This is a genomic window from Xanthomonas euroxanthea (assembly GCF_900476395.1).
Classification (GTDB): domain Bacteria; phylum Pseudomonadota; class Gammaproteobacteria; order Xanthomonadales; family Xanthomonadaceae; genus Xanthomonas; species Xanthomonas euroxanthea.
The window spans coordinates 352,053-373,455 of record NZ_UIHB01000005.1; the positions used below are offsets into that span (position 1 = coordinate 352,053).

Annotated in this window: 18 protein-coding genes; 9 read left to right on the forward strand and 9 right to left on the reverse strand. The window is 68.5% G+C overall.

Annotation, left to right across the window (positions count from 1 at the left end):
* Positions 1-9: 9 nt before the first annotated feature.
* The 4 genes from tilS to CPBF1521_RS15665 all read left to right on the forward strand — a co-directional run bounded on the left by tilS (position 10) and on the right by CPBF1521_RS15665 (position 3,978).
* A complete protein-coding gene (gene tilS, locus CPBF1521_RS15650) occupies positions 10-1,305 on the forward strand; it encodes a tRNA lysidine(34) synthetase TilS (RefSeq protein ID WP_115677568.1) in 1,296 nt (431 codons plus the stop codon).
* A 31-nt stretch (positions 1,306-1,336) separates the two neighbouring features.
* On the forward strand, positions 1,337-1,600 hold the full coding sequence (locus CPBF1521_RS15655; protein WP_115677569.1) for an exodeoxyribonuclease VII small subunit: 264 nt from the start codon (positions 1,337-1,339) through the stop codon (positions 1,598-1,600).
* Positions 1,601-2,476, forward strand: coding sequence for a polyprenyl synthetase family protein (locus CPBF1521_RS15660; protein ID WP_115677570.1), 876 nt, complete (start codon positions 1,601-1,603; stop codon positions 2,474-2,476).
* A 413-nt stretch (positions 2,477-2,889) separates the two neighbouring features.
* Entirely contained in the window at positions 2,890-3,978 is a 1,089-nt protein-coding gene (locus tag CPBF1521_RS15665) for a M35 family metalloendopeptidase (protein ID WP_115677571.1), read from the forward strand.
* 70 nt (positions 3,979-4,048) lie between these two features.
* Here CPBF1521_RS15665 and CPBF1521_RS15670 read toward each other — a convergent pair whose 3' ends face one another.
* Complete coding sequence (locus tag CPBF1521_RS15670) at positions 4,049-4,513, reverse strand: DUF4870 domain-containing protein (RefSeq protein ID WP_164739140.1); 465 nt, start codon at positions 4,511-4,513, stop codon at positions 4,049-4,051.
* A gap of 90 nt (positions 4,514-4,603) precedes the next feature.
* On the reverse strand, positions 4,604-5,971 hold the full coding sequence (gene pmbA, locus CPBF1521_RS15675; RefSeq protein WP_115677572.1) for a metalloprotease PmbA: 1,368 nt from the start codon (positions 5,969-5,971) through the stop codon (positions 4,604-4,606).
* Positions 5,972-6,089: 118 nt separating this feature from the next.
* Between pmbA and yjgA the strand changes: the two genes are divergently transcribed.
* Positions 6,090-6,671: a ribosome biogenesis factor YjgA gene (yjgA, locus tag CPBF1521_RS15680; RefSeq protein ID WP_115677573.1), complete on the forward strand. Its 582-nt coding sequence runs from the start codon at positions 6,090-6,092 to the stop codon at positions 6,669-6,671.
* A 169-nt stretch (positions 6,672-6,840) separates the two neighbouring features.
* Here yjgA and tldD read toward each other — a convergent pair whose 3' ends face one another.
* Positions 6,841-8,286, reverse strand: a complete 1,446-nt coding sequence (gene tldD / locus CPBF1521_RS15685; protein ID WP_115677574.1) for a metalloprotease TldD — start codon at positions 8,284-8,286, stop codon at positions 6,841-6,843.
* Between the two features lie 99 nt (positions 8,287-8,385).
* Between tldD and CPBF1521_RS15690 the strand changes: the two genes are divergently transcribed.
* Positions 8,386-9,141 (forward strand): DUF6065 family protein, encoded by a 756-nt coding sequence (locus tag CPBF1521_RS15690; protein WP_115677575.1) that lies wholly within the window; start codon positions 8,386-8,388, stop codon positions 9,139-9,141.
* Positions 9,142-9,271: 130 nt separating this feature from the next.
* On the opposite strand, the gene CPBF1521_RS15695 is transcribed toward CPBF1521_RS15690, so the two are convergent.
* The 3 genes from CPBF1521_RS15695 to CPBF1521_RS15705 form a co-directional block, all read right to left on the reverse strand.
* Positions 9,272-13,198: a YhdP family protein gene (locus CPBF1521_RS15695; RefSeq protein WP_115677576.1), complete on the reverse strand. Its 3,927-nt coding sequence runs from the start codon at positions 13,196-13,198 to the stop codon at positions 9,272-9,274.
* A gap of 169 nt (positions 13,199-13,367) precedes the next feature.
* Positions 13,368-14,867, reverse strand: a complete 1,500-nt coding sequence (rng, locus tag CPBF1521_RS15700) for a ribonuclease G (protein ID WP_104534149.1) — start codon at positions 14,865-14,867, stop codon at positions 13,368-13,370.
* Positions 14,867-15,439 carry a Maf-like protein gene (locus tag CPBF1521_RS15705; RefSeq protein WP_115677577.1) on the reverse strand — a complete coding sequence of 191 codons (573 nt, stop codon included), beginning with the start codon at positions 15,437-15,439 and terminating at the stop codon, positions 14,867-14,869. Before CPBF1521_RS15705 ends, rng begins: the two co-directional genes overlap by 1 nt.
* 122 nt (positions 15,440-15,561) lie before the next feature.
* On the opposite strand from CPBF1521_RS15705, the gene CPBF1521_RS15710 reads away from it, so the two are divergent.
* The gene (locus CPBF1521_RS15710) at positions 15,562-16,296 is read left to right on the forward strand and encodes an SIMPL domain-containing protein (RefSeq protein ID WP_115677578.1); all 735 of its coding nucleotides are present in this window, start codon (positions 15,562-15,564) and stop codon (positions 16,294-16,296) included.
* A gap of 301 nt (positions 16,297-16,597) precedes the next feature.
* Positions 16,598-17,269, forward strand: a complete 672-nt coding sequence (locus CPBF1521_RS15715) for an energy transducer TonB (RefSeq protein ID WP_115677579.1) — start codon at positions 16,598-16,600, stop codon at positions 17,267-17,269.
* 238 nt (positions 17,270-17,507) lie between these two features.
* On the opposite strand, the gene rlmH is transcribed toward CPBF1521_RS15715, so the two are convergent.
* The gene (rlmH, locus tag CPBF1521_RS15720) at positions 17,508-17,978 is read right to left on the reverse strand and encodes a 23S rRNA (pseudouridine(1915)-N(3))-methyltransferase RlmH (RefSeq protein ID WP_016903756.1); all 471 of its coding nucleotides are present in this window, start codon (positions 17,976-17,978) and stop codon (positions 17,508-17,510) included.
* Between the two features lie 121 nt (positions 17,979-18,099).
* Between rlmH and CPBF1521_RS15725 the strand changes: the two genes are divergently transcribed.
* Positions 18,100-19,641 (forward strand): PhoX family protein, encoded by a 1,542-nt coding sequence (locus tag CPBF1521_RS15725; protein ID WP_115677580.1) that lies wholly within the window; start codon positions 18,100-18,102, stop codon positions 19,639-19,641.
* Positions 19,642-19,836: 195 nt separating this feature from the next.
* Here CPBF1521_RS15725 and CPBF1521_RS15730 read toward each other — a convergent pair whose 3' ends face one another.
* Positions 19,837-20,952: a J domain-containing protein gene (locus tag CPBF1521_RS15730; RefSeq protein ID WP_115677741.1), complete on the reverse strand. Its 1,116-nt coding sequence runs from the start codon at positions 20,950-20,952 to the stop codon at positions 19,837-19,839.
* 11 nt (positions 20,953-20,963) lie between these two features.
* Entirely contained in the window at positions 20,964-21,374 is a 411-nt protein-coding gene (gene rsfS / locus CPBF1521_RS15735; protein ID WP_024939731.1) for a ribosome silencing factor, read from the reverse strand.
* Positions 21,375-21,403 lie beyond the last annotated feature (29 nt).

Below are 21,403 nucleotides of genomic sequence, written 5' to 3' on the forward strand. Positions count from 1 at the left end.
CCTGCATCGATGACCGGATTGCTGCCACCGGCACCACCGCCCGGCCCGGTCCTGGTCGCCTACAGCGGCGGCATGGATTCGAGCGTGCTGCTGCATCTGCTGGCAACAACGTCGCGTTATCGCCAGATGGGGGTGCGTGCGGTGCATGTGCATCATGGCCTGCACGCCGATGCCGATGCCTGGGCCGCGCACTGCCAGCGCCAGTGCGACGCCCTGCAGGTCCCCCTGCAGATCGCGCGCGTGCAGGTCGCGCGCGACAGCGGCCTGGGCCTGGAAGCGGCGGCACGCCATGCACGCCACGCCGCGTTTGCCGAGGCACTGGCGCCCGGCGAATGGCTGGCCCTGGCGCATCATCGCGACGATCAGGCCGAAACCTTCCTGCTGCGCACATTGCGCGCTTCCGGCCCGGACGGCTTGGCCGCGATGCGCGCGCAGCGTCCATTCGCGGCCGGCATGCTGTGGCGTCCCTTGCTGGAGCACGCGCGCGCCGCGGTGCTGGCCTATGCGCAGGCACAGGGCCTGCGATGGATCGAAGACCCCAGCAATGCCGATGTCCGCCACGACCGCAACTTCCTGCGCATCCAGCTGATGCCCGTGCTGCAGCAACGTTGGCCGCAGGCTGCCGAGGCACTGGCGCGCAGCGCGCGCTTGAGCGCCGATGCCAGCGACCTGCTGCTGCAGGAGGACAGTGCGCAACTGCCCGGCCTGCTGACCACCACCGGCGCGCTGGATCTGCGGATCCTGCGTGCACAGCCGGCCGCACGTCGGCCGCGGCTGCTGCGCGCCTGGGTGGCTGCAGCGCAGGCGCCACCGCTGCCTGCGCACGGCGTGGCCGCACTGGAACAGGAGATCGACGACGACGCGCCGGATCGGCAAGCCTGCTTTGCCTGGCAACAGGTGCAGGTGCGGCGCTGGCGCCAGTGCCTGTACCTGCTGCATCCGCATGCCGCCTGGCCGGCGTCGTGGCAGGCGTGCTGGGATGGCGCAAGCCCGCTGCCACTGCCGGATGGCGCCTGCCTGCAGTTGCACGGCGCAGCCGGCCTGCGCTTCGCGCAACCGCTGCTGGTGCGCGCACGCCAGGGTGGCGAACGCATCGTGCTGCCGCAGCGCGCGCATTCGCATCGGCTCAAGCACCTGCTGCAGGCGCTGGATCTACCGCCCTGGCAACGCGCGCGCCTGCCGATCCTGTGGGCCGACGGCCAGGTGCTGGCAGCCGGCGACCGCATCCTCTCGGCTGCATTGAGCCACTGGCTGCAGGCCAACGGCGCGTCCTTGCACTGGCGCGACCGAGCCAATGCGAATTGACCCGCCTGCCTGCGCGCCGCACACTTTGGTGATGGTCAAAAAATCCTTGAATGAAACCTCCCCGGTCGCCCGCTTCGAACAGTCGCTGGAAGAACTCGAGCAACTGGTGCAGAAGATGGAAGTCGGCGACCAGAGCCTGGAGCAATCGCTCACGGCCTACGAGCGTGGCATCGGTCTGTACCGCGACTGCCAGCAGGCGCTGGAACAGGCCGAGCTGCGCGTGCGCATGCTGACCGACCCCGCGCGCCCCGATCTGGCCGAAGCCTTCGAACCGCCATCGCAGGACGGCGGCTGAGTGAGTTCGGCGTTGTTTGACCACTGGATCGGCCGTACCGAACGCCGGCTGGAAGCCTGCCTGCCCACTCCGGCGCTGGCGCCGCAACGACTGCACGCGGCGATGCGGCACGCGGTGCTGGGCGGCGGCAAGCGCATGCGCCCGTTGCTGGTGTATGCAACCGGCGCGCTGTTCGGCGCCGACGAGGACAGCCTGGACACGCCCGCCGTGGCGGTGGAACTGATCCACGCCTACTCGCTGGTGCACGACGACTTGCCGGCGATGGACGACGACGCCCTGCGCCGCGGCCAACCCACCGTGCATATCGCCTTCGACGAAGCCACTGCGATCCTGGCCGGCGATGCGTTGCAGACGCGTGCGTTCGAGCTGCTGGCTGCGGCCCCGGTCAGTGCGGAACTGCGGGTCGGCTGGCTGCAGAGCCTGGCCACCGCCGCGGGCGCTGCCGGCATGTGCGGCGGCCAGGCGCTGGATATCGATGCCACCGGCCAGCTGCAATCGCTGCGCGACCTCGAGCGCATGCACGCACTCAAGACCGGCGCGCTGATCCGCGCGGCCGTGCGCATGGGCGCGCTCACCGGTGCTGCCACAGCCGACGATCAGCAGCGCCTGGATGCGTTTGCCGACGCACTGGGGCTGGCGTTCCAGGTCCGCGACGACATCCTCGACGTGGAATCGAGCTCGGCGCAGCTCGGCAAGACCGCCGGCAAGGACGCCGCGCAAGCCAAATCCACCTATCCCGCCCTGCTCGGGATGGACGGCGCCAAGGCCAAGCTGGCCGAACTGGCCACCCGCATGCATGACATCCTGCAACCCTACGGCGCGCCCGGCGACACGCTGGCGACGCTGGGCCGGTTTGCGGTGGACCGCGCGCACTAGAGCAACCGGTGGCCTGGCCACCCTCCCCGGCACGCCGGGTGGACGTGCACCGCCCCCCGTCCCACCTCACTACCTGCGCCGATCAAGCGGTCACACCGCTCCTTGCGCACACCGTGCGCCAGCGCACGGTGCGTTTTTGTCGCGCACCGCCTCGCAGGCAATGTGCTGCGTCACAGAACGTAAATTCTCTTTCCATACGTTTTCACACGCGCATTTCCAGAAATTGGCCGAAAAGTGTGGATGGCCACGCAATTTTCGGGTGAATTGTCGCCATCGGTGTCCGCTTTTGTCGTTTCTTGATCACCAGCAGGCCAAAAACAGCATCAATCGGTTCTCTTGTTGCGTCTGCTCGCTCTGCCTAGGTTGACTTGCCCGCGTCCGCGGACATCCCCCGACCACATGGAGAGTCACTGGTGAAGAACGTTTTTCTCGCATCGTTTGCAGCAGGTACGTTGGCCGTTGTTGGCGTGCTCGGTTCGGCGCAGGCACAGTCCGTGCGCGGACCGGTCCCGTTGACCATTGAACTGGCACCGGTCGCCGATCAGGCCGGGCGACACCAGGGCAAGATCGCAGTGACCGTCACCAATAACGGCAGCCAGATCGCCCGCGTACCGACCTACCAGCTGCCGCTGCAATCGCTGGACAACGGCATCCTGGAAGTGAGCCGCGATGGCGCGCCGGTGACCTATACCGGACGCCTGGTCAAGCGCGGCCTGCCCAAGGCGGCCGACTTCACCATCCTCAAGCCGGGCCAGACCGTGCAGGGCGTGGTCGACCTGGCTGCCGCCTACGACCTGTCCACCAGCGGCAACTACACCATCCGGGTCAGCTCGCCGCTGCAGTACGCCTCGCTGGCCGATGGCAGCCTGCTGAAGACCGCCGATGGCAAGCCCGCGGTGGCCGGCAGCGCGCCATTGACGGTGTGGCTGGACGGCGTCAACCGCGGCGTGCAGCGCCGGATGGCGATCGGTCCCACCGCCGTGGTCAACGGCGTCAATTACCTGAACTGCAGCACCACCCGCACCAGCCAGGCCGGCAGCGCGGTCACGGCGGCCCGCGCCTACTCGCAGAACGCGCGCAGCTACCTCAATGCCGGCAGCACCGGCGCGCGCTACACCACCTGGTTCGGCGCCTACAACGCCTCGCGCTACAGCCGGGTTAGCTCGAACTTCGTCAACATCGACAACGCGCTGGACCAGAACAACGGCCAGATCACCATCAACTGCGATTGCACCGACAGCGCCTACGCGTACGTCTACGCCAATGCGCCGTACGAGATCTACGTCTGCAACGCGTTTTGGAGCGCGCCGACCCAGGGCACCGACTCCAAGGCCGGTACGCTGGTGCACGAGATGAGCCACTTCACCGCGGTGGCCGGCACCCAGGACCGCGTGTATGGCCAGTCTGGTGCGCGCAACCTGGCGATCAGCAACCCGGCCCAGGCGATCACCAATGCCGACAGCCACGAGTACTTCGCCGAGAACACCCCGGCGCAGAACTGATCGCGGCATCGCCTGAAACGACACAGGCCCGGCATCGCTGCCGGGCCTGTGGCATTGCCATTGCGCCGGATTACTTGATCAGGCGCAGCGTGAACGGATAACGGTAATGCTCGCCGTTGTTGGCCTTGACCGCGGCCAGGATGCAGAACACCAGATTGGCGATCCACACCAGCGTCGGCACGAAGAACAGGATGCCGAACGACACGATGGTCAGGATCACCGCAGCCACATAGGCAATGATCACGGTGATCTGGAAATTCAATGCTTCCTTGGCCTGGTCAGTGGCGAACGGCTTGGACGGGCTGGCGTCCTTGCTGACCAGCCAGATCACCAGCGCGCCGATGAAGGACGTCAGGATGCCGAGCAGATGCGCGGCCAGTGCCAGGGTGCGCTCCTCCGACGGCGTGCTGCTGCCGATCGGCGGCGGCGGCGGTGCGGCGTGTGACTCGAATTCGCTCATCATGTCTCCCCATGCATGGTTGTGGTGCGGCGGACTATAGCAACGATTCAGCCAGCCACCAGTGCGGGAAGACATGGTCTCGGCGGCGCATGCCGGCTGCCGCCAAGCACGGCGGCAAAACGTGCGCGCGCCGGGTGAGGGGCGCAGCAGCCTGGTCAGCCGCGCTTAGCTGTCGCCTGCCACCGTCATGCGGTTGAGCAACACCGAACCGATCTTGACGTGCGAGCGCGGATCGACGTCGTTGCCGACCGCTTCGATGCCGGCGAACATCTCGCGCAGATTACCGGCGATGGTCAGCCCGTCGACGGGATAGGCGATCGCGCCGTTCTCGATCCAGAAGCCACCGGCGCCGCGCGAATAGTCGCCGGTCACCGGGTTGACGCCATTGCCCATCAGCTCGGTGACCAGCAGGCCGCGCGACATGCCGGCGATCATCGACGCCAGATCGCCGGCATTGGCGGTGACCTGCAGGTTGTGCACGCCGCCGGCGTTGGCGGTGGTCTGCAGGCCCAGCTTGCGCGCCGAGTAGCTGCCCAGCACATAGCGCTGCAGCACGCCTTCGCTGATCAATGCCGAACGCCGCGTCGCCACGCCTTCGCCGTCGAAGGCGGCCGAGCGCAGGCCGCGCCGCAGGTGCGGCAGCTCTTCGATATTGAACCAGTCCGGGAACAGCTTGCTGCCGACACTGTCGAGCAGGAAGCTGGCGCGGCGATACAGCGCGCCGCCGGAGACCGCGCCGAGCAGATGCCCGACCAGCGAGCGCGCCACTTCCGGCGCAAACAGCACCGGCAGCTGGCCGGTCGGCAGCGAGCGTGGCTGTAGCCGCGCCAGGGTGCGTTCGGCCGCGTGGCGGCCGATCGCTTCCGGCGCCTCCAGGTCTTCGCGCGCCAGCGCGCTGCTGTACCAGCCATCGCGCTGCATGCCGTCGCCCTGGCCGGCGATCAAGGCGCAGCTGATCGAATGATGGGTGCCGCGCTCGCGGCCGATGAAGCCATGCGAGTTGGCGTAGACCGACAAGCTCAGCCCGGTGCTGGCCGAGGCGCCATCGGAGTTGCTGATCCGCGCGTCGGCATCACGCCCGGCGCTCTCGCAGGCCAGCGCCAGGTCCACCGCGGTGTCGGCGTCCAGCGCCCAGGGATGCCAGCTGTCCAGCTCGGGGAAGTCGCGCGCCATCAGCTCCGGGTCGGCTAGGCCGGCGGCGACATCGTCTTCGGTGTAGCGGGCGATCGCGCAGGCCTGGGCGACGGTCGATTCCAGGCTGGAATCCTGCAGATCGGCAGTGCTGGCGCTGCCCTTGCGCTTGCCGAAGTACACGGTGACCGCGATGCCGCGGTCGCGGGTGGATTCCACCGTCTCCACATCGCCCAGGCGCACATTGACGTCCAGGCCGCGCTCTTCGCTGCAGCTCACTTCGGCCTGGGTGGCGCCGGCCGCACGCGCGCGCTCAAGCAGGCGCTGGGCGATGTCGGTGAGCGCGTCCAGGCGCTGCAGGCTGTCGTCGTGGACAGGTGTTTCGGAGGAGAGTGCGTTCAATGCTTTATCCTAGTCTCATGGTGCGAGTGACCTGATTGCGGGTCCTTCCGCAAGAGCCCGGCGATCCATGGCCGGGCTTGTCTAATGATGAATAACTTCTTGTTCTGGATGGATTGCAATGCGCGGACGCGATGAAGAAACCGGTGAATTTCGCGGCGCCAGCCGTAGCCAGCAGCGGCGCGAGGCGCTGGAAATTTTCGACCTGGGCGAAAAGCTGGTGGCACTGACCCCGGCGCAGCTGGCCAAGTTGCCGGTTCCCGAATCGCTGATCCCGCATATCGAAGAGAGCAAGCGCATCACCTCGCATATCGCGCACAAGCGGCAGCTGGCGTTTCTGGCCAAGCACATGCGCCGCGAGGACGACGAAACGCTGGCCGCGATCCGCGATGCGCTGGATGCCAACAGCGACACGGCGCGCCGCGAAGTGGCCGCGATCCACCGCGTCGAGCGCTGGCGCGAACGCCTGCTCGCCGAAGGCGACGTGGCGCTGGCCGAACTGCTGGAAGCCTACCCGGCGGCCGACCGCCAGCAACTGCGTCAACTGGTGCGCAACGCCATCCACGAGCGCGCCAAGAACAAGCCGCCGCGTGCCTACCGCGAGCTGTTCCAGGTATTGCGCGAGTTGTCTCAGGCGCAGGGATTGGAGAGTGGGGATTCGGGATTGGAAGACAGCGAACCGGCGGCGGAAAGCGACGAATGAGGGCCCGACCGGTCCATTCACCCCCGCAACGGCCATCCCGGCCGTTGCCAATCCCGAATCCCGGCTCCCGAATCCCCGCACACACAGCCAATCACCCAAGCGGAACCCACCACACCCCGCAGTCCCCGCTGTTGCGAATCCCGAATCCCGATTCCCAAATCCCCGCATCTCAGGCCTGCGTTCCGCCAACGGTGATGCCGTCGATCAATAGCGACGGCTGGCCGACGCCGACCGGCACGCTCTGCCCGTCCTTGCCGCACACGCCCACGCCTTCGTCCAGCGCCAGGTCATTGCCGATCATGCGCACCTTCTGCATGGTCTCCGGGCCGTTGCCGATCAGCGTGGCGCCCTTCACCGGCGCGATGACCTTGCCGTCTTCGATCAGGTAGGCCTCGGTGGCCGAGAACACGTACTTGCCGCTGGTGATGTCGACCTGGCCGCCACCGAAGTTGACCGCGTAGATGCCCTTTTTCACCGAGCGGATCATCTCCTGCGGATCGTGCTCGCCGGCGCGCATGTAGGTGTTGGTCATGCGTGGCATGGTCAGGTGCGCGAACGATTCGCGACGGCCGTTGCCGGTCGGCGCCACGCCCATCAGGCGCGCGTTGTGGGTGTCCTGCATGTAGCCGACCAGCACGCCGTCCTCGATCAGCGTGGTGCACTGGGTGGACGTACCTTCGTCGTCGATATTGAGCGAGCCGCGCCGGCCGTCCAGGGTGCCGTCATCGACGATGGTCACGCCCGGCGAAGCCACGCGCTCGCCGATGCGGCCGGCGTAGACGCTGGTGCCCTTGCGATTGAAGTCGCCTTCCAGGCCATGCCCCACCGCCTCGTGCAGCAGCACGCCGGGCCAGCCCGGGCCGAGTACCACCGGCATCACGCCGGCCGGCGCGGGAATCGCCTCCAGATTGACCAGCGCCTGACGCAGCGCTTCGCGGGCGAAGCCTTCCGGGCGGCCGTCGGCGAACAGGTCGGCATAGCCGTAACGGCCGCCGCCGCCGGAGTAGCCGGACTCGCGGCGTCCGTTGTGCTCGACGATCACCTGCACGTTCAAGCGCACCAGCGGGCGCACGTCGGCGGCCAGCACGCCGTCGCTGCGCGCGATCAGCACCGTGTCCACACCGCCGGACAGGCTCACCATCACCTGCTTGACGCGCGGGTCGGCCGCGCGCACGTATTGGTCGATACGCCGCAACAACTCGACCTTGGTCGCGCTGTCCATGTCGTCGATCGGGTCAGTGGCCGGGTACAGCGCGCGGCCATTGCCACGCACCAGTGAACGGGTGGATTGCGCACCCCCCTCGCGCGAGATCGCGCGTGCCGATTGCGCCGCCTCCAGCAGGGCGTCGCGCTGGATATCGTCGGAATAGGCGAAGCCGGTCTTCTCCCCGGCAATCGCGCGCACGCCCACGCCTTGTTCGATGGAATGCGCACCGTCCTTGACGATGCCGTCCTCCACGCTCCAGCTCTCGCGTCGCGAATGCTGGAAGTACAGGTCGCCGAAGTCGATGCCCGGGCCCAGCAGGGCGCCGAAGGTGCGGTCGAGATGGCCGGTGTCCAGGCCGGAAGGAAGCAGCAGCCGGGTTTCGGCCAGAGTGAGAGCGTTATCGGTCATGCAGTCAGGATGGGGCCCGCGCGCCAGGGAGACAAGTCGTCCGGCTGAACATGCCGCGCGGCTATCATCGCGGGCCCATCGCTAAGCCGACGCCCGCGCATGAAGCTCATTGCCCACGTCCTGGATGGCCATACGCTGGACATCCGCCCCGCCCCGCACGAGCGCGACTGGATGGACGCCACCGACCAGCGCTATGCCTACCGCTGCCTGCCGCTGGCGATCGCCAATGCGCATGGCTGGGAGCTGCTGTGCCAGGCCGGGTTCGAGGCCAGCTGGGACGGCCGCGATGGCCTGGACGCGATCCGGATCAGTGCCGACGCAGGCGCCGCGGCACCGGCGGTCAGCCACTTCGGCTACGGCGTGCTGACCTTCCACGTGCCCTGCCTGTTTCGTACCGATACCGGCATGGATCTGTTCGTCACCGGGCCGTTGAACCGGCCCAAGGACGGCATCGGCGCCCTGAGCGGGCTGGTCGAAACCTACTGGAGCCCGTACACCTTCACCATGAACTGGAAGTTCACCCGGCCCGGGCAGGTGCGCTTTGCGGCCGGCGAGCCGTTCTGCCATCTGTTCCCGCTGCCGCGCCAGCTGATCGAGCAGGTGCAGCCACAGTGGAAGCCCCTGTCCGAGGCGCCGCAACTGGCGCAGCAGCATGCCGACTGGACTCAGAGCCGCACGCAGTTTCTGCAGGAACTGCCGGATGCGCAGTCGGCCGCCGCGCGCGAGAAATGGCAACGCGGCTATTTCCGTGGCGTCGCCGGTGCCGATCAGGCGCCGGTGCAGGGCCACCGTTCGCGCCTGCGTCTGCCGATGTTCGTACGCGCCGACAGCGACGGCGACAGTCCGCTCGACTGAGTGCATCGCTGCGTCGGCGCGCGGGACGTGCCCGCTGGCGCGCGTGCTGCGTTCGATCCACTTGCGGCAAGGCCTGAGCGCTCGCGACGACCGGCACCGACACTCGCCAGCGCGCCCGCATTCGGACGCGTCAGCGGGGCGACCGACCGGGCGTGCCTGGTGTCGCCGTTGGCGCGCCCGTTGCAGGCGGCTTGCCGGGCGCACGCTCGCGCACGTCGCGTTCCACCACGTCCACCTGTGGATCCTTCCACGGCCCGGTGACGTGATAGGTCTTGGCGCCGATCGCGCCCAGCGGTTTGCCGAGCACCGCATTGGCAGCCGCGCCCACCGCCGCACCGACCGGGCCACCGGCCACCGCGCCCACCACGGTGAGCAGGTTGCCGGCCTTGGGGTTCACGTCCACGGTCTGGTCGAAGGTCTGCGCGCGCAGGTCGGTCTGCCCACGGATGGCGATGTCGGCGGCCGGGCCTTCAATGCGGATCGCATCGGTGCGCGCAAAGCCTTCGCCGAAGCGCACCTGGCCTTCCAGCTTGTTGAAGGCCAGCCCTTTGGAGAAGAAATCGCGGAAGTCGAACATCAGCCGGCGCGGCAGCTGCGCCACGCTGAGCAGGCCGAGCACGCGGCCGGCGCCGGGCTCCACTTCCAGCAGCTGGCCGTTGCGCACCTCGATCTTGAGATTGCCATCCAGCGAACCGAGCGCAAACCCGGTCGGCGAGCCTTGCCAGCCGGCGTTGAGTTCCAGCTGGCCTTCGCCGCCGCGCAGCTGGCCGCCCAGGGTGAGGTTCTGCAGCAGGTTGCCGAGATTGCGGCTGTCCACCCGCGCCGACAGCCGGGTGCTGGCGGAATCGCCCTTGCCGCGCCAGGCGCCGGTCAGGCCGATGTTCTGGTCGTTGGAGCGCAGTTGCAGCTGGTCCACCTGCATGCCGTCGGTCAGCCGGCTGCTGCGCAGGGTGGCCGCGCCCAGGGTCATCTTGCCGACCTGCAGGTCGTCGATATCCAGCGAAAGGGGCGGGATCGAGACCGGGTCGAACTCGGCCACCGCACGGCGGGCCGGCTCCGGCAACGCACCGGCCAGCGGGTCGCCCGGCTCGGGCACGGCCGGTTCGGGCGGTGCGGCCACCGGCTGCCAGTGCACCGTGCTCAGCTTGCCTTGCACGGCGGCGCCATCGGCATTGGGCACGCTGAGCTGGCCGGCCAACGACGGGCCGTCCAGGGTCACCGCCACCGCATCGCGGGTCGGCCGCAGGCGCAGGCGCGTCTGCGGAAACACGCCGCCGATCATCAGCAACCTGTCGGCCTGCACATCCACCTGCTGCAGCGGCACCGCGTCCGTCTTCGGCGTTGCCGGCTGGCCCGGCAGCGGCGGCGTGTCCGGCGCGCTGCTGCCGCGCGCCAGGCTGATCCAGTCGATCGCATCCAGCGAGGCGGTACGGCCGGTGACCACCAGGCCGTTGGCCGGCGGACGCTCGCTGACCGTGTCGGTGCCCATCACCACGCGCACGCCGGTCTGGTTGCCCTGGCTGCTGGCCTTGAGCGCGACCAGCTTGCCGAAGGCCACGTCGATGTCGCCGTCGCCCACCGGCAAGGCCACCTTGACCTGCGTATCCAGCGGCTGCGTGGCCGCCTTGTCCAGCGGCGCAGGCAGATCCAGGGTGGTGCCGACCAGCTCCGAGCGCAGCGTCAGCAGCGCCTGCGGGTCCGCTTGCCCGGGGGTCGGCAGCGGTACGTCCACGCCCACCTGCCAGGGTGCGCTGCCATGCACGTAGGGACGCAGCCATTCCATCTGCGGCGCGCGATCAAACAGTTCCTTGGCGTCCAGGGTGGCGCCGAAGCGCGCCTCGAATGCCTGCGCGGGATCCTGCACGAAGCCACCGGCGCGCAGGGACAACTCGCCGCTGCGGCCCTGGTGCTGCACGCTCAAGCGCTCGGCGGCAAAGCCGGTGTCGCGGTACTCGGCATGCCCGCTGACCTGGTCGAAGGCCAGGTTCCAGCGCGCATCGGCCAGCTTGGCGCCCTGCAGCGCGACCGTGCCCTGCAGGTGGCCGCCGGTGCCATGGGTGCGCAGGGGACGCAGCAAATCGAAGCTCACCGCGGCCGGGCCGGACACCGCCAGATTGCGCAAGGTGTCACCGTAGCGCTGCTCCAGCGGGCTCTTGCGCAGCATGCCCAACAGCTGCGCGGCGTCGGCCTGGGTGGAGGCGCGCACGTAGAGTTCGGACGTGGCGAAGCTGGGAATGCCGGCCTCCAGGCGCGCGATCGGCGCACCGGCCAGCGCGCCCCTGCCCTGCAGGGAAAAGCCGTTGCCGAGGAAGCGCAGGTCGGCCTGCACCTGCTCCATCGCCGGCCAGTCCGGATTGAACGGGATCACGCCATCGCGGATCTGGCCGAACGCCTCGAAACGGCCATCGTTGTTGTCGAACGGCCAGTCGTCCAGATCGCCGCTGACCAGGCCCGTGCCGCCGGTGATCACGCCACCGGCCACCGCCGTGTCCAGCCAGTCAATGGCCGCCTTGCTCATCTTGGAGCGGATCCAGAACTTGCGCGCCACCGGCAGGGCGACATCGTCCAGTTGCGTGGCCAGCTGGATGCGCGGGCGGCTGCCATCGTTCTGGAACCACAGCCCGCCGCGCACGTTGGCGCCGTAGTCCCTGGCCTGTACGCGCAACGCCGGCGTGGCAACCTGCCAGCCGGCACCGTCGCGCCAGCCCACGATGCTGCCGGCCAGCTGCAGCTCGTGCACCACCCCGAAACCGGCCGGCCAGTCGAAGCGCAGCGTGGCATCGGGGGCGGGATCGAGCGCAATCGCCTGCGCGTCGCCATCGATCCTGCCACGCAGGCCGCTGATGCCCGGCGCGCTGCCCACCGGCAGGAAGCCCAGCTCCTCGATCCGGCCCTGCGCCCGCACCGCGCCGCCCTGCTCGCCTGCAATCTGCAGGTCGGCCAGGCGCAACTGTGGTCGGGACAGGCTCAGCCAGCGCCGCAAGCCAGGCGACAGTTGCTCGCTCAGTGCCGCCGCCGCGATCAGGCCGGAAACATCGAGCTGTTTGCCCACCACTGCATAACGCCGCCCGCCGGCAACGCTCAACCCGTCCAGCCGCTGCGGCCTGGCCGCCGCGCCCAGCCGCAGCAGCGGCGCATCCAGCCGCCAACCGCCGTCGATGGTCTGCCAGCGTGCGCGCGCCTGCAGCCGCTCCCATAGCAGCGTGCGGCGCGCGGACTCCCCGGGCAACGCCGCACCGGACAAGCGCAGCTGCCGCAGATCCGCATTCACGGTGACCGCGCTGATGCGGCGCGCGCGCAGCTGCGCCCAGGCCTGCACGCGTCCGCCGCCGCCGTCCACGCGCATGCCGCCGAACTGCAGCAACGCCGCCCAGGCGGCCAGATCGGCCGGGTCGGCTTGCGCATACGCGCTGCCGTCGCCGCTGTCGCGGTCGAATGCGATCACCGTGGTCAGCGGTGCGCGCTGCAGGTCGATCCAGGCGTGGCTGCCGACGTTCACGGTCGAGCCGTTGACGCGCAGGCGCAGGTCGATGCGCGGCAGCGTGGTGTCCACGCCGATCGACGGCGCGGCCACCCGCAGGCGTGCCTCGGCCACCTGGATCTCGCCGAGGCGACGCAGCGCCTCCAACGGGTCCGAACGCCGCCCGGCCGGCAAGCCCTGCACCGACCACACGCCATCGTCGCTACGTTGCAGCGTCAGCGCCAGACCACGCAGACGCACCTCGGTCAGCGAGTGGCCGGGCAACAGGCCGGCATACATCGCCAGCAGGATTTCGGCCTGGCCGACCCGCACCTCGCCATGCGGGCCGATCCGCAGGCCTTCCAGCCGCAGCAGCGGACCGCGCCGGGTCCATTCGGTCTGCAGGCGATCAAAGCCGATCGGCTGGCCGGCGCGCTGGCTCAGCCACGCGGCGATCTGCTGCGGCCGCTGCTCGGCCAACGGCAAGGCCTGGCTGGCCGCACCCACCAGCAACGCGATCGCCACCAGCGCAAGCGCAGTGGCGGTGATCGCATAGCGGCGAAACAGACGGAGACGGCGGCGCAGCGGGGTGGGCATTAACGGCGGGGAATGGTGAATAGGGAATAGGGAATCGCAGGAGCACAAACCGCGCCGCGCGCACGATCATCCATCCGCGCGCGCCGCCATTCTAAAGATGTCACCGGCGCCCCGCAGAGCGCCTTTCGCTCCACCCCCATTCCCGATTCCCGACTCTCCATTCCCGGCCTCACAGCAGCACCACATCGAACTGCTCCTGCAGATACTGGTCGTCGGACTGGAAGCGGATGCTCTTGCCGAGGAATTCCTCCAGCTCGGCCACCGCGGCCGACTCTTCGTCGGTGATGCGGGCGACGACTTTCGAGGAGGCGATCACCAGCAGCCGCGCGGCATCGAACTGGCGTACCGCGCGGGTGATCTCGCGAAAGATCTCGTAGGTCACCGTCTCGGCTGTCTTGATGGTGCCGCGCCCGCTGCACTGGCCGCAGGTTTCCGACAGCTGCCGTTCCAGGCTCTCGACGGTGCGCTTGCGGGTCATCTCGACCAGGCCCAGCGGCGAGAATTCGTACACGGTGGTCTTGGCATGATCGCGCGCCAGCGCCTTTTCCAGCGTGCGCAGCACCTGGCGGCGATGCTCGGCATCGTCCATGTCGATGAAGTCGATGATGATGATCCCGCCCAGGTTGCGCAGCCGCAGCTGCCGCGCCACCGCCTGCGCGGCTTCCAGGTTGGTGCGGAACACGGTTTCCTCGAGATTGCGCTGGCCGACGAACGAACCGGTGTTGACGTCGATGGTGGTCATCGCCTCGGTCTGGTCGATCACCAGATAACCGCCGGATTTGAGCGGTACCTGCTTGTTCAACGCGCGCCCGATCTCGTCCTCGACCCCGTACAGGTCGAAGATCGGCCGGTCGCCGGTGTACAGCTCCAGCCGCTCGGCCAGCACCGGCATGTACTTGGCCACGAAGGCCTGCAGCTGCACGAAGGTCTCGTTGGAGTCGACCTTGACCTTTTCCACGTCGCGGCGGATCAGGTCGCGCACCGCACGCAAGGGCAGGCTCAGGTCTTCGTAGATGATGCTGCACGGCGGTGCTTCGCGGCCGCGCCGCTCGACCACGTTCCAGACCCGCGACAGGTAGGCGATGTCCTCGGCCAGCGCCTCGGCCGGCTGGCCTTCGGCGTTGGTGCGGATGATGTAGCCGAAGCCGCCGTGCTGGGCCGAAACCTCGCTGACGATGGTCTTCAGGCGCAGCCGCTCGGCCTCGTCCTCGATCCGCGCCGACACCCCGACGATCTTGGACTGCGGCAGCAGCACCAGGTAGCGCGAGGGGATGCTGATCTGGGTGGTCAGCCGCGCGCCCTTGGTGCCGATCGGGTCCTTGACCACCTGCACCACGATGTCCTGGCCGTCGCGCAACAGCTCCACGATCGGCACCGAGGCCGCCGGCGGTGGCGGGATCGGCGTCTCCTCGGTATCGACCACGCTGGCCGGCGCCGGCGCCGGACGCACCACGTCGTTGGCATGCAGGAACGCGGCGCGCTCCAGCCCCAGCTCGACAAAGGCCGCCTGCATGCCCGGCATCACCCGCTGCACCTTGCCCTTGTAGATGTTGCCGACCACGCCCCGGCGCCAGCCGCGCTCGATATGCAGCTCCTGCAGCATGCCGTTCTCGATCACCGCGACGCGGGTTTCGCGCGGGGTGACGTTGACCAGGATCTCTTCCGACATCAATGCGCTCCGAGGGCTGTGAGCAACTGCGAGGTGTGAAACAGCGGCAATCCCATCACGCCGGAATAGCTGCCGGACAGATGGCTGATGAAACGTTCGGCGCGACCTTGGATCGCATACGCGCCGGCCTTGCCCATCGGCTCGCCGCACGCCACATAGGCGGCGATCTGTGAGGCATCGAGCGTGGCGAAGGTCACCTCCGACACCACCAGGGCCTGCACCGGCGCGCGTTGTGCGCAGACTAGAACCACGGCCGTGAGTACCTGGTGGGTACGCCCGGACAGCAGGCTCAGCATGGCGATCGCGTCGTCCGCATCGGCCGGCTTGCCGAACACCCGCTCGCCCAGCACCACTTCGGTATCGGAGCCGAGCACGATCGCAGCGGGGTCGCCGGCCTGCACCTGCGCCAGGCCGGCACGCGCCTTGTCCAGCGCAACGCGCTGCACGTACTGCGCAGGCGATTCGTCGGCGGCGCGCAGTTCGGGCACGTCCAGTTGCAGGGTCTGGAAAGGCACATCCAAGCGTTGCAGCAGTTCTTGTCGGCGCGGCGACCGGGAGGCGAGATAGAGCATCCGTCCAGCATACCTGTTGCTCCTCCTCGCCCGCTTGCCGATCCGGGCGGCAGTGGTCGCGTTCGACTCACAACATGTTCATCGAACCCGCAACACGCTTCCCTTACAGACCAGGAGATCTCATGCGTACCACCCTCACACCGTTGTTGCTGGCCCTGTCCATCGCTGCCGGAACCGCCATGACTGCCCACGCCCAGACCACTCCGAGCTACACCATTCCCAACGATGGCACCCTGCTCAACGTGTCGGCCGAGGCGGAGGCCAAGCGCATCCCGGACATCGCCACGCTGTCGGCCGGCGTGGTCACCCAGGCCGCCGACGGCAACGCCGCCATGCGCCAGAACGCCGAGCAGATGAGCAAGGTCATGGCCGCGATCAAGGCCGCCGGCATCGCCGACAAGGACGTGCAGACCACCGGCATCAACCTCAGCCCGCAGTACACCTACAAGGAGAACGAGGCGCCCAGGATCAACGGCTACCAGGCCAGCAACACCGTCAGCCTCAAGGTCCGCGACATCTCGCGGCTGGGCAAGGTCCTGGACGCACTGGTCGCCCAGGGCGCCAACGACATCAACGGCCCCAGCTTCTCGGTCGACCAGCCCGAGCCCGCCTATGACGAAGCGCGCGTGGCCGCCCTGAAGAAGGCCCAGGCCCGCGCCGACACCTACGCCAAGTCGCTGGGCCTGAAGGTGCGCCGCATCGTCAGCATCTCCGAAGGCCGCAGCGGCGGCGGCGTGCGCCCGATGATGATGGCCGCCTCGATGCGCTCGGCCAAGGCCGAGATGGACACCCAGGTCGCCCCGGGCGAGAGCACCTTGTCGATCAACCTGGACGTGACCTTCGAGCTGGGTCGTTGATCCAGCCGCGATCGCGTTCGGTGTGATTTCCAGACTGCCCTCCTCGAGGGCAGTTTTTTTTTGGGGGCACGCCGCAAGTTCCGGTACCTGGCCTTGCGATGCCACCGGTCCTTCGAACCGCACGAGCCTGCGGTGCCGACTCATCTGTGCGGATCGCGGCAACCGGGCGAATCAGCCAGCCGACCTCCGGCGCTTCGAAATCACTTGTGCCCGTGCAAAGGGCGCGGTAAACCTACGCTACCGGATGGTGTCGTGCGTCCGGGTCGCGCTGGTCCTTTCCGCAGTTCCGTTGAGGAGGTGGATGATGGTTCGCACGCAATCCCAGGTTTCTTCCCGATCCACAGGCATCGACAGCTCGCGCGTCCTGGCGATGAGCACGGCGGTGGCCCTGCATCTGCTGGCCGGCGGGCTGTTGTTGATTCCGCTCTCGTACCGGGCGGTTCCGCAGCCGCCCGCACCGAAGGAACGCTGGGTCATGCCCGTCACCATCGCGACGCCACCACCGCCGGTGATCAAGGTCAAGCGGGAGTTCACGCCGAAGGTGCCGCACACACCGCCGACCACGGTCCCGGTGCCGGTGCAGACCCCGGTGATCAGTCAGCCGGCCGTGGTCGAAGACGCAGCGGTCGCCTTACCTGCAGTCACGGACGCAGTCACCGACAGCGCGCCGGCGATTGCCGCACCCAGCGGCCCGGTCGAGGCAGGCCAGTTGCACTACCTGAGCTCGCCCGCGCCCAGTTACCCGGTGGCGGCCTTGCGTGCCGGTCAGCAGGGCACGGTGCTGCTGCGCGTGTTGGTCGGCACCGATGGCCGCCCGGCCGAGGTGAGCGTGCAGACCAGCAGCGGTCATCGTGCACTGGACCTGGCCGCACGCAGCCAGGTGCTGCGCAGCTGGCGCTTCCAGCCGGCGATGCAGAACGGCCAGGCCGTACAGGCATATGGCCTGGTGCCGGTGAGCTTTTCGTTGAACTGATGCGTCATTACCTGCGGCGACTCGGATGCCCGGTCGCCGCACGGTCTGGCGTTGCGCAGCCGGCTGCTGCAAGGCCACGGTTTCAGCTATTGCATGCGCATCGTTGCAGTGCTCCTTGCGTGCACACGACGACGTGCGGTCTCGCGGATCGGGTTCAGGGTGCGCCCGGCTACTTGCCCGCACACCCATCTCGAAAGCGCAGCGGATACGCGCGGATTACCGCCATCGCGCATGCCGCTTACGCGCGGTGATACGGATGATTGGCCAGCATCGCCGCAGCGCGGTACAGCTGCTCGGCGACGATCAGGCGCACCAGCATGTGCGGCAGGGTCAGCGGGCCGATCGACCAGCTTTCGCTGGCGGTTTTCAGCACCTCGGCAGCGTGACCTTCGGGGCCGCCGATCAGGAACGCCAGATCCCGGCCCTGCCCGCGCCAGTGCTCCATGCGCTGGGCCAGCTGCTCCGAACTGAGCGGGCGGCCCGGGATGTCGAGCGCAACCACGTAGGCGTTCTTCGGCAGCGCGGCAAGCACGCGGCGGCCTTCGTCGTCGATCGCGCGTTGCGCATCGCGGCCCTTGCCGCGCAGGCCGGGTTCGATCTCCACCAGCTCCAGCGGCATCCAGTGCGAGAGACGTTTCTGATATTCGGCAAAGCCCTGCGCCACCCAGGCCGGTGCACGCTCGCCGGTAGCGATAAGTCGGCATTTCATGGCCACATGATATCCGCGTCACAGCTTGGGCATCGGAACCGGGGCGATCACAGCGGTGTCATGGTGCGGTTACAGCGGGCTTCTAGCGTCGGCGCACTACCCAGCCCGCAGGAGTCGTTCGATGCCGATTTTCGATCCCGCCCGCCGCCAGGTGCTCAAGGGCAGCGCTGCCGTGATGGCCACCGGTGCGCTTGGCAGTTTGAGCGCGCTGCAATCGCGCCAGGCCCAGGCCGCCAACAGCGCCTCGCCGCCGCTGCAACTGGCACCGGTGCCCAGCCGCTATGGCCCGCTCGCGCCGGTCGCCGACCAGAGCACCGGGCTGCCGTTACTGCAGTTGCCGCGAGGTTTCAGCTACCGCTCGTTCGGCTGGAGCGGCGATCGCATGGACGATGGGCAGCCCTGCCCCGACCGCCATGACGGCATGGCCGTGGTCGGCCTGCGTCGGCCGGACTGGCGCCCGGGCAGCGATCCGCTGCGCGGCCTGGAATACGTGCTGATCCGCAACCACGAACGCGGTGCGGCCACGCCGTTCCGCGCACCGGCGATGTACGACACCGGCCTCGTCAGCGGCACCCAGCTGGCCGGCGGCGGCACCACCACCCTGAGTTACGGCCGCCGCGGCTGGGGCAGCCTGGAGCCGAGCCTGGGCGGTACGCTGGTCAACTGCGCCGGCGGCCCGACGCCATGGGGCACCTGGCTGAGCTGCGAAGAGATCAAGACCAATGCGGTGTCCAGCACCGGCCGCAAGCACGGCTACGTGTTTGAAGTGGACCCGGACAGCCAGCGCACCACCGGCCGGCCGCTGGTCGGACTGGGCCGCTTCAGCCATGAGGCGGTGGCGATCGATCCGCGCACCGGCATCGTCTATCTCACCGAGGACGACCGCAACAAGGCCGGCCTGTATCGCTTCATTCCCAATGACCGCCGTGGGCGGAATGGCTCGCTGGAAAACGGCGGCCGCCTGCAGGCCGCGCGCGTGCGCGGACGTCGCAACGCCGACCTCACCGTCGCCAGCATCGGCCAGCAGTTCCAGCTGGAGTGGGTGGATATCGACGAACCGGATCTGGACAGCATCGCCGCGCCCGCCGGTTTTGCCGACATCGGCGCCAACGACACCCTGAGCGGACCGTTTGCGCAGGCCTGGGCAGACGGGGCGCTACGTATGAGCCGCGGCGAAGGCATCTGGTACAGCTACGGCAAACTCTTCATCGTCGACACCAGCACCGGCGTGGATGCGCAGGGCCGGCGCGGTTACGGCAATGGTGCGGTGTGGGTGCTGGACCTGTTCACCCAGCGCCTGAGTGCACTGTTCGTCAGCGGCAATCAGCTGGCCGCGCACAACCCGGACAACGTCACCGTCAGCGCGCGCGGCGGCGTGGTGCTGTGCGAAGACGGCGGCGAGAGCCCGGACGACTACGGCCCCGGCGCGCGGCTGCTCGGGCTGACCCGCGGCGGCGAATCGTTCTACCTGGCCAAGAACAACGTGCAGCTCACCTCGCAGCAGATCGCCGATGCCGGCAAGACCATCGCTGAAGGCGATTACCGCGATACCGAGTTCTGCGGCGCCTGCTGGGACCCGCTGGCGCGCACCTTGTTCGTCAACATCCAGACGCCTGGCATCACGCTGGCGATCACCGGGCCGTGGGAGCGCGGGCCGTTGTAAGCCCGTGCCCGCACGCCGGCCCGCCCCTGCTGCCGAACGGATCAGCCGTTCGGCAGCGCCCCTGTCACCGGCCGAATCCATGCATGCAGGCGCCTGGCCTGCATGACTGGCAGCATGTCCAACCGAGGCTGCGCACAGCACGCGCACGCACCCGCAGTGGCGCGTGCGCAGCCGGACCACGACCCGGAACCGTGGTCAGAACCAGGGCGCGTCGGGCGCGTCGGACATGGCGCGCTGCAGCTTCAACCAGCGCTTGAGCGATTGCGGATCTTCCAGCTCGCGCAAGCCCCGGTGCGCCTCCATCAGCTCGTCCTCGAGCTCACGCTTGAGCTGGGCCATCAACCGGCCCAGTCGCTCGGGCTTGGGTCGCGCTGCCAGCTCCAGCCCGTATTCGGCGCAAAACTCGTCCGATTGCTGCTGCAGCTGCTGCTGCAACTGCCTGCACTGCCGGTCCAGTTCGCGGTTGTAGTCCTGCAGGCGCGCGGCGCTCATCGCGTCCACGCCTCGTGCGTCCATCAGGCCGATCTCGGCCTGCAGTTCGAGCAGGCCCAGCAGATCGCCGGCCTTGTAGGCCGCATTGAGCCGCTGCATCAGGATGGTGCGCGCAGCGTGGTCGTCGGCGTCCCTTGCGCGGTCCGGATGCAGATTGCCGGCCAGCTTGCGATACAGCTCGCGCACCGGCGGCGGCTCGGCACTCTCCCCCACCGCCTGCTTCTCGGCACGCTTGCGCCGCTGCGTACCGCGTTGCTGGTGTTGCGCGCGCTGCTGCTGCAGACGCTCGCTGACGCGCTCGTAGAGCTCCTCGGGCGACTCGATACCATCCAGCTCGTCGGCATCCAGTCCGTAGGCCTGGCCGAGGATCTGCTTCATCAGCGCATCGGATTCGGCCACTTCCCGGTCGTAGCCGACGGCGCTGTGGCGATCGTAAATCGGGCGTAGTGCCTCGTGGCCGGCCTCGATCAGCGGGGCGGCGATGTCGCACAGCAACTCGGACAGGAGGGCGCGATCGGCCTTGCCCAGCTTGACCGTGGCATGCGCGCGGTCGAGCGCTTCGACCAGCGCAATGTCGGCCGCGCGGCGCTGGTCGAGCAAGGGCTGCAATTGGGTGTGGTAACGCTCGCGCCATTGCGAACGCGCGAGGTGCCAGGCCAGCAGGTCGGCGCGATGCCGTTCCAGGTCGCGCAGCAGGCGGTCGAAGCGCTTGCGTGCCGGCGACAGCGGCGCGCCGGACGGTTGCCCGGCCTGGCTGCGCAGTTGTTGCAGCGCCTGCGCGGCAGGCGCATCGGTCGGGGGTCGGGCATTGCGCGGCATGCCCGGCTCACTCACTCTTCGGGGTCGGCGTCCGCGTCGTCCGGACGCTGGTCGCCCACTGTCCACAGGCGCTCCAGTGCATAGAACTCACGCACGCGCGGCAGCATCACATGCACCACCACATCGCCCAGGTCCACCAGCACCCACTCGGCCTCGCGCTCGCCTTCCACGCCCAGCGGCATGACGTCAAGACGCTTGGCGAACTTGACCACTTCTTCGGCGATCGACTTCACATGGCGGGTCGAGGTACCCGAGGCGACCACCATGTAATCGCAGACGCTGGACTTGCCGCGTACATCGATCTCGACCACGTCCTTGGCTTTCAGCTCCTCCACGGCCTCACGCACGGTGGCCAGCAGGGCCGGCACGGACGGCGGCGGATTCGGGATGGAGGTCTTGATGACTTGGGCTTGGGTGGTCAAAGCGGGTAACTCGATGGAATTGGCGTGAA

Coding starts and splice junctions, on each gene's coding strand:
- tilS (WP_115677568.1), top strand. CDS start 10: ATGACCGGATTGCTGCCACCGGCACCACCGCCCGGCCCGGTCCTGGTC.
- CPBF1521_RS15655 (WP_115677569.1), top strand. CDS start 1,337: ATGGTCAAAAAATCCTTGAATGAAACCTCCCCGGTCGCCCGCTTCGAA.
- CPBF1521_RS15670 (WP_164739140.1), bottom strand. CDS start 4,513: ATGTCTTCCCGCACTGGTGGCTGGCTGAATCGTTGCTATAGTCCGCCG.
- yjgA (WP_115677573.1), top strand. CDS start 6,090: ATGCGCGGACGCGATGAAGAAACCGGTGAATTTCGCGGCGCCAGCCGT.
- tldD (WP_115677574.1), bottom strand. CDS start 8,286: ATGACCGATAACGCTCTCACTCTGGCCGAAACCCGGCTGCTGCTTCCT.
- CPBF1521_RS15690 (WP_115677575.1), top strand. CDS start 8,386: ATGAAGCTCATTGCCCACGTCCTGGATGGCCATACGCTGGACATCCGC.
- CPBF1521_RS15695 (WP_115677576.1), bottom strand. CDS start 13,198: ATGCCCACCCCGCTGCGCCGCCGTCTCCGTCTGTTTCGCCGCTATGCG.
- rng (WP_104534149.1), bottom strand. CDS start 14,867: ATGTCGGAAGAGATCCTGGTCAACGTCACCCCGCGCGAAACCCGCGTC.
- CPBF1521_RS15705 (WP_115677577.1), bottom strand. CDS start 15,439: ATGCTCTATCTCGCCTCCCGGTCGCCGCGCCGACAAGAACTGCTGCAA.
- CPBF1521_RS15710 (WP_115677578.1), top strand. CDS start 15,562: ATGCGTACCACCCTCACACCGTTGTTGCTGGCCCTGTCCATCGCTGCC.
- CPBF1521_RS15715 (WP_115677579.1), top strand. CDS start 16,598: ATGATGGTTCGCACGCAATCCCAGGTTTCTTCCCGATCCACAGGCATC.
- rlmH (WP_016903756.1), bottom strand. CDS start 17,978: ATGAAATGCCGACTTATCGCTACCGGCGAGCGTGCACCGGCCTGGGTG.
- CPBF1521_RS15725 (WP_115677580.1), top strand. CDS start 18,100: ATGCCGATTTTCGATCCCGCCCGCCGCCAGGTGCTCAAGGGCAGCGCT.
- CPBF1521_RS15730 (WP_115677741.1), bottom strand. CDS start 20,952: ATGCCGCGCAATGCCCGACCCCCGACCGATGCGCCTGCCGCGCAGGCG.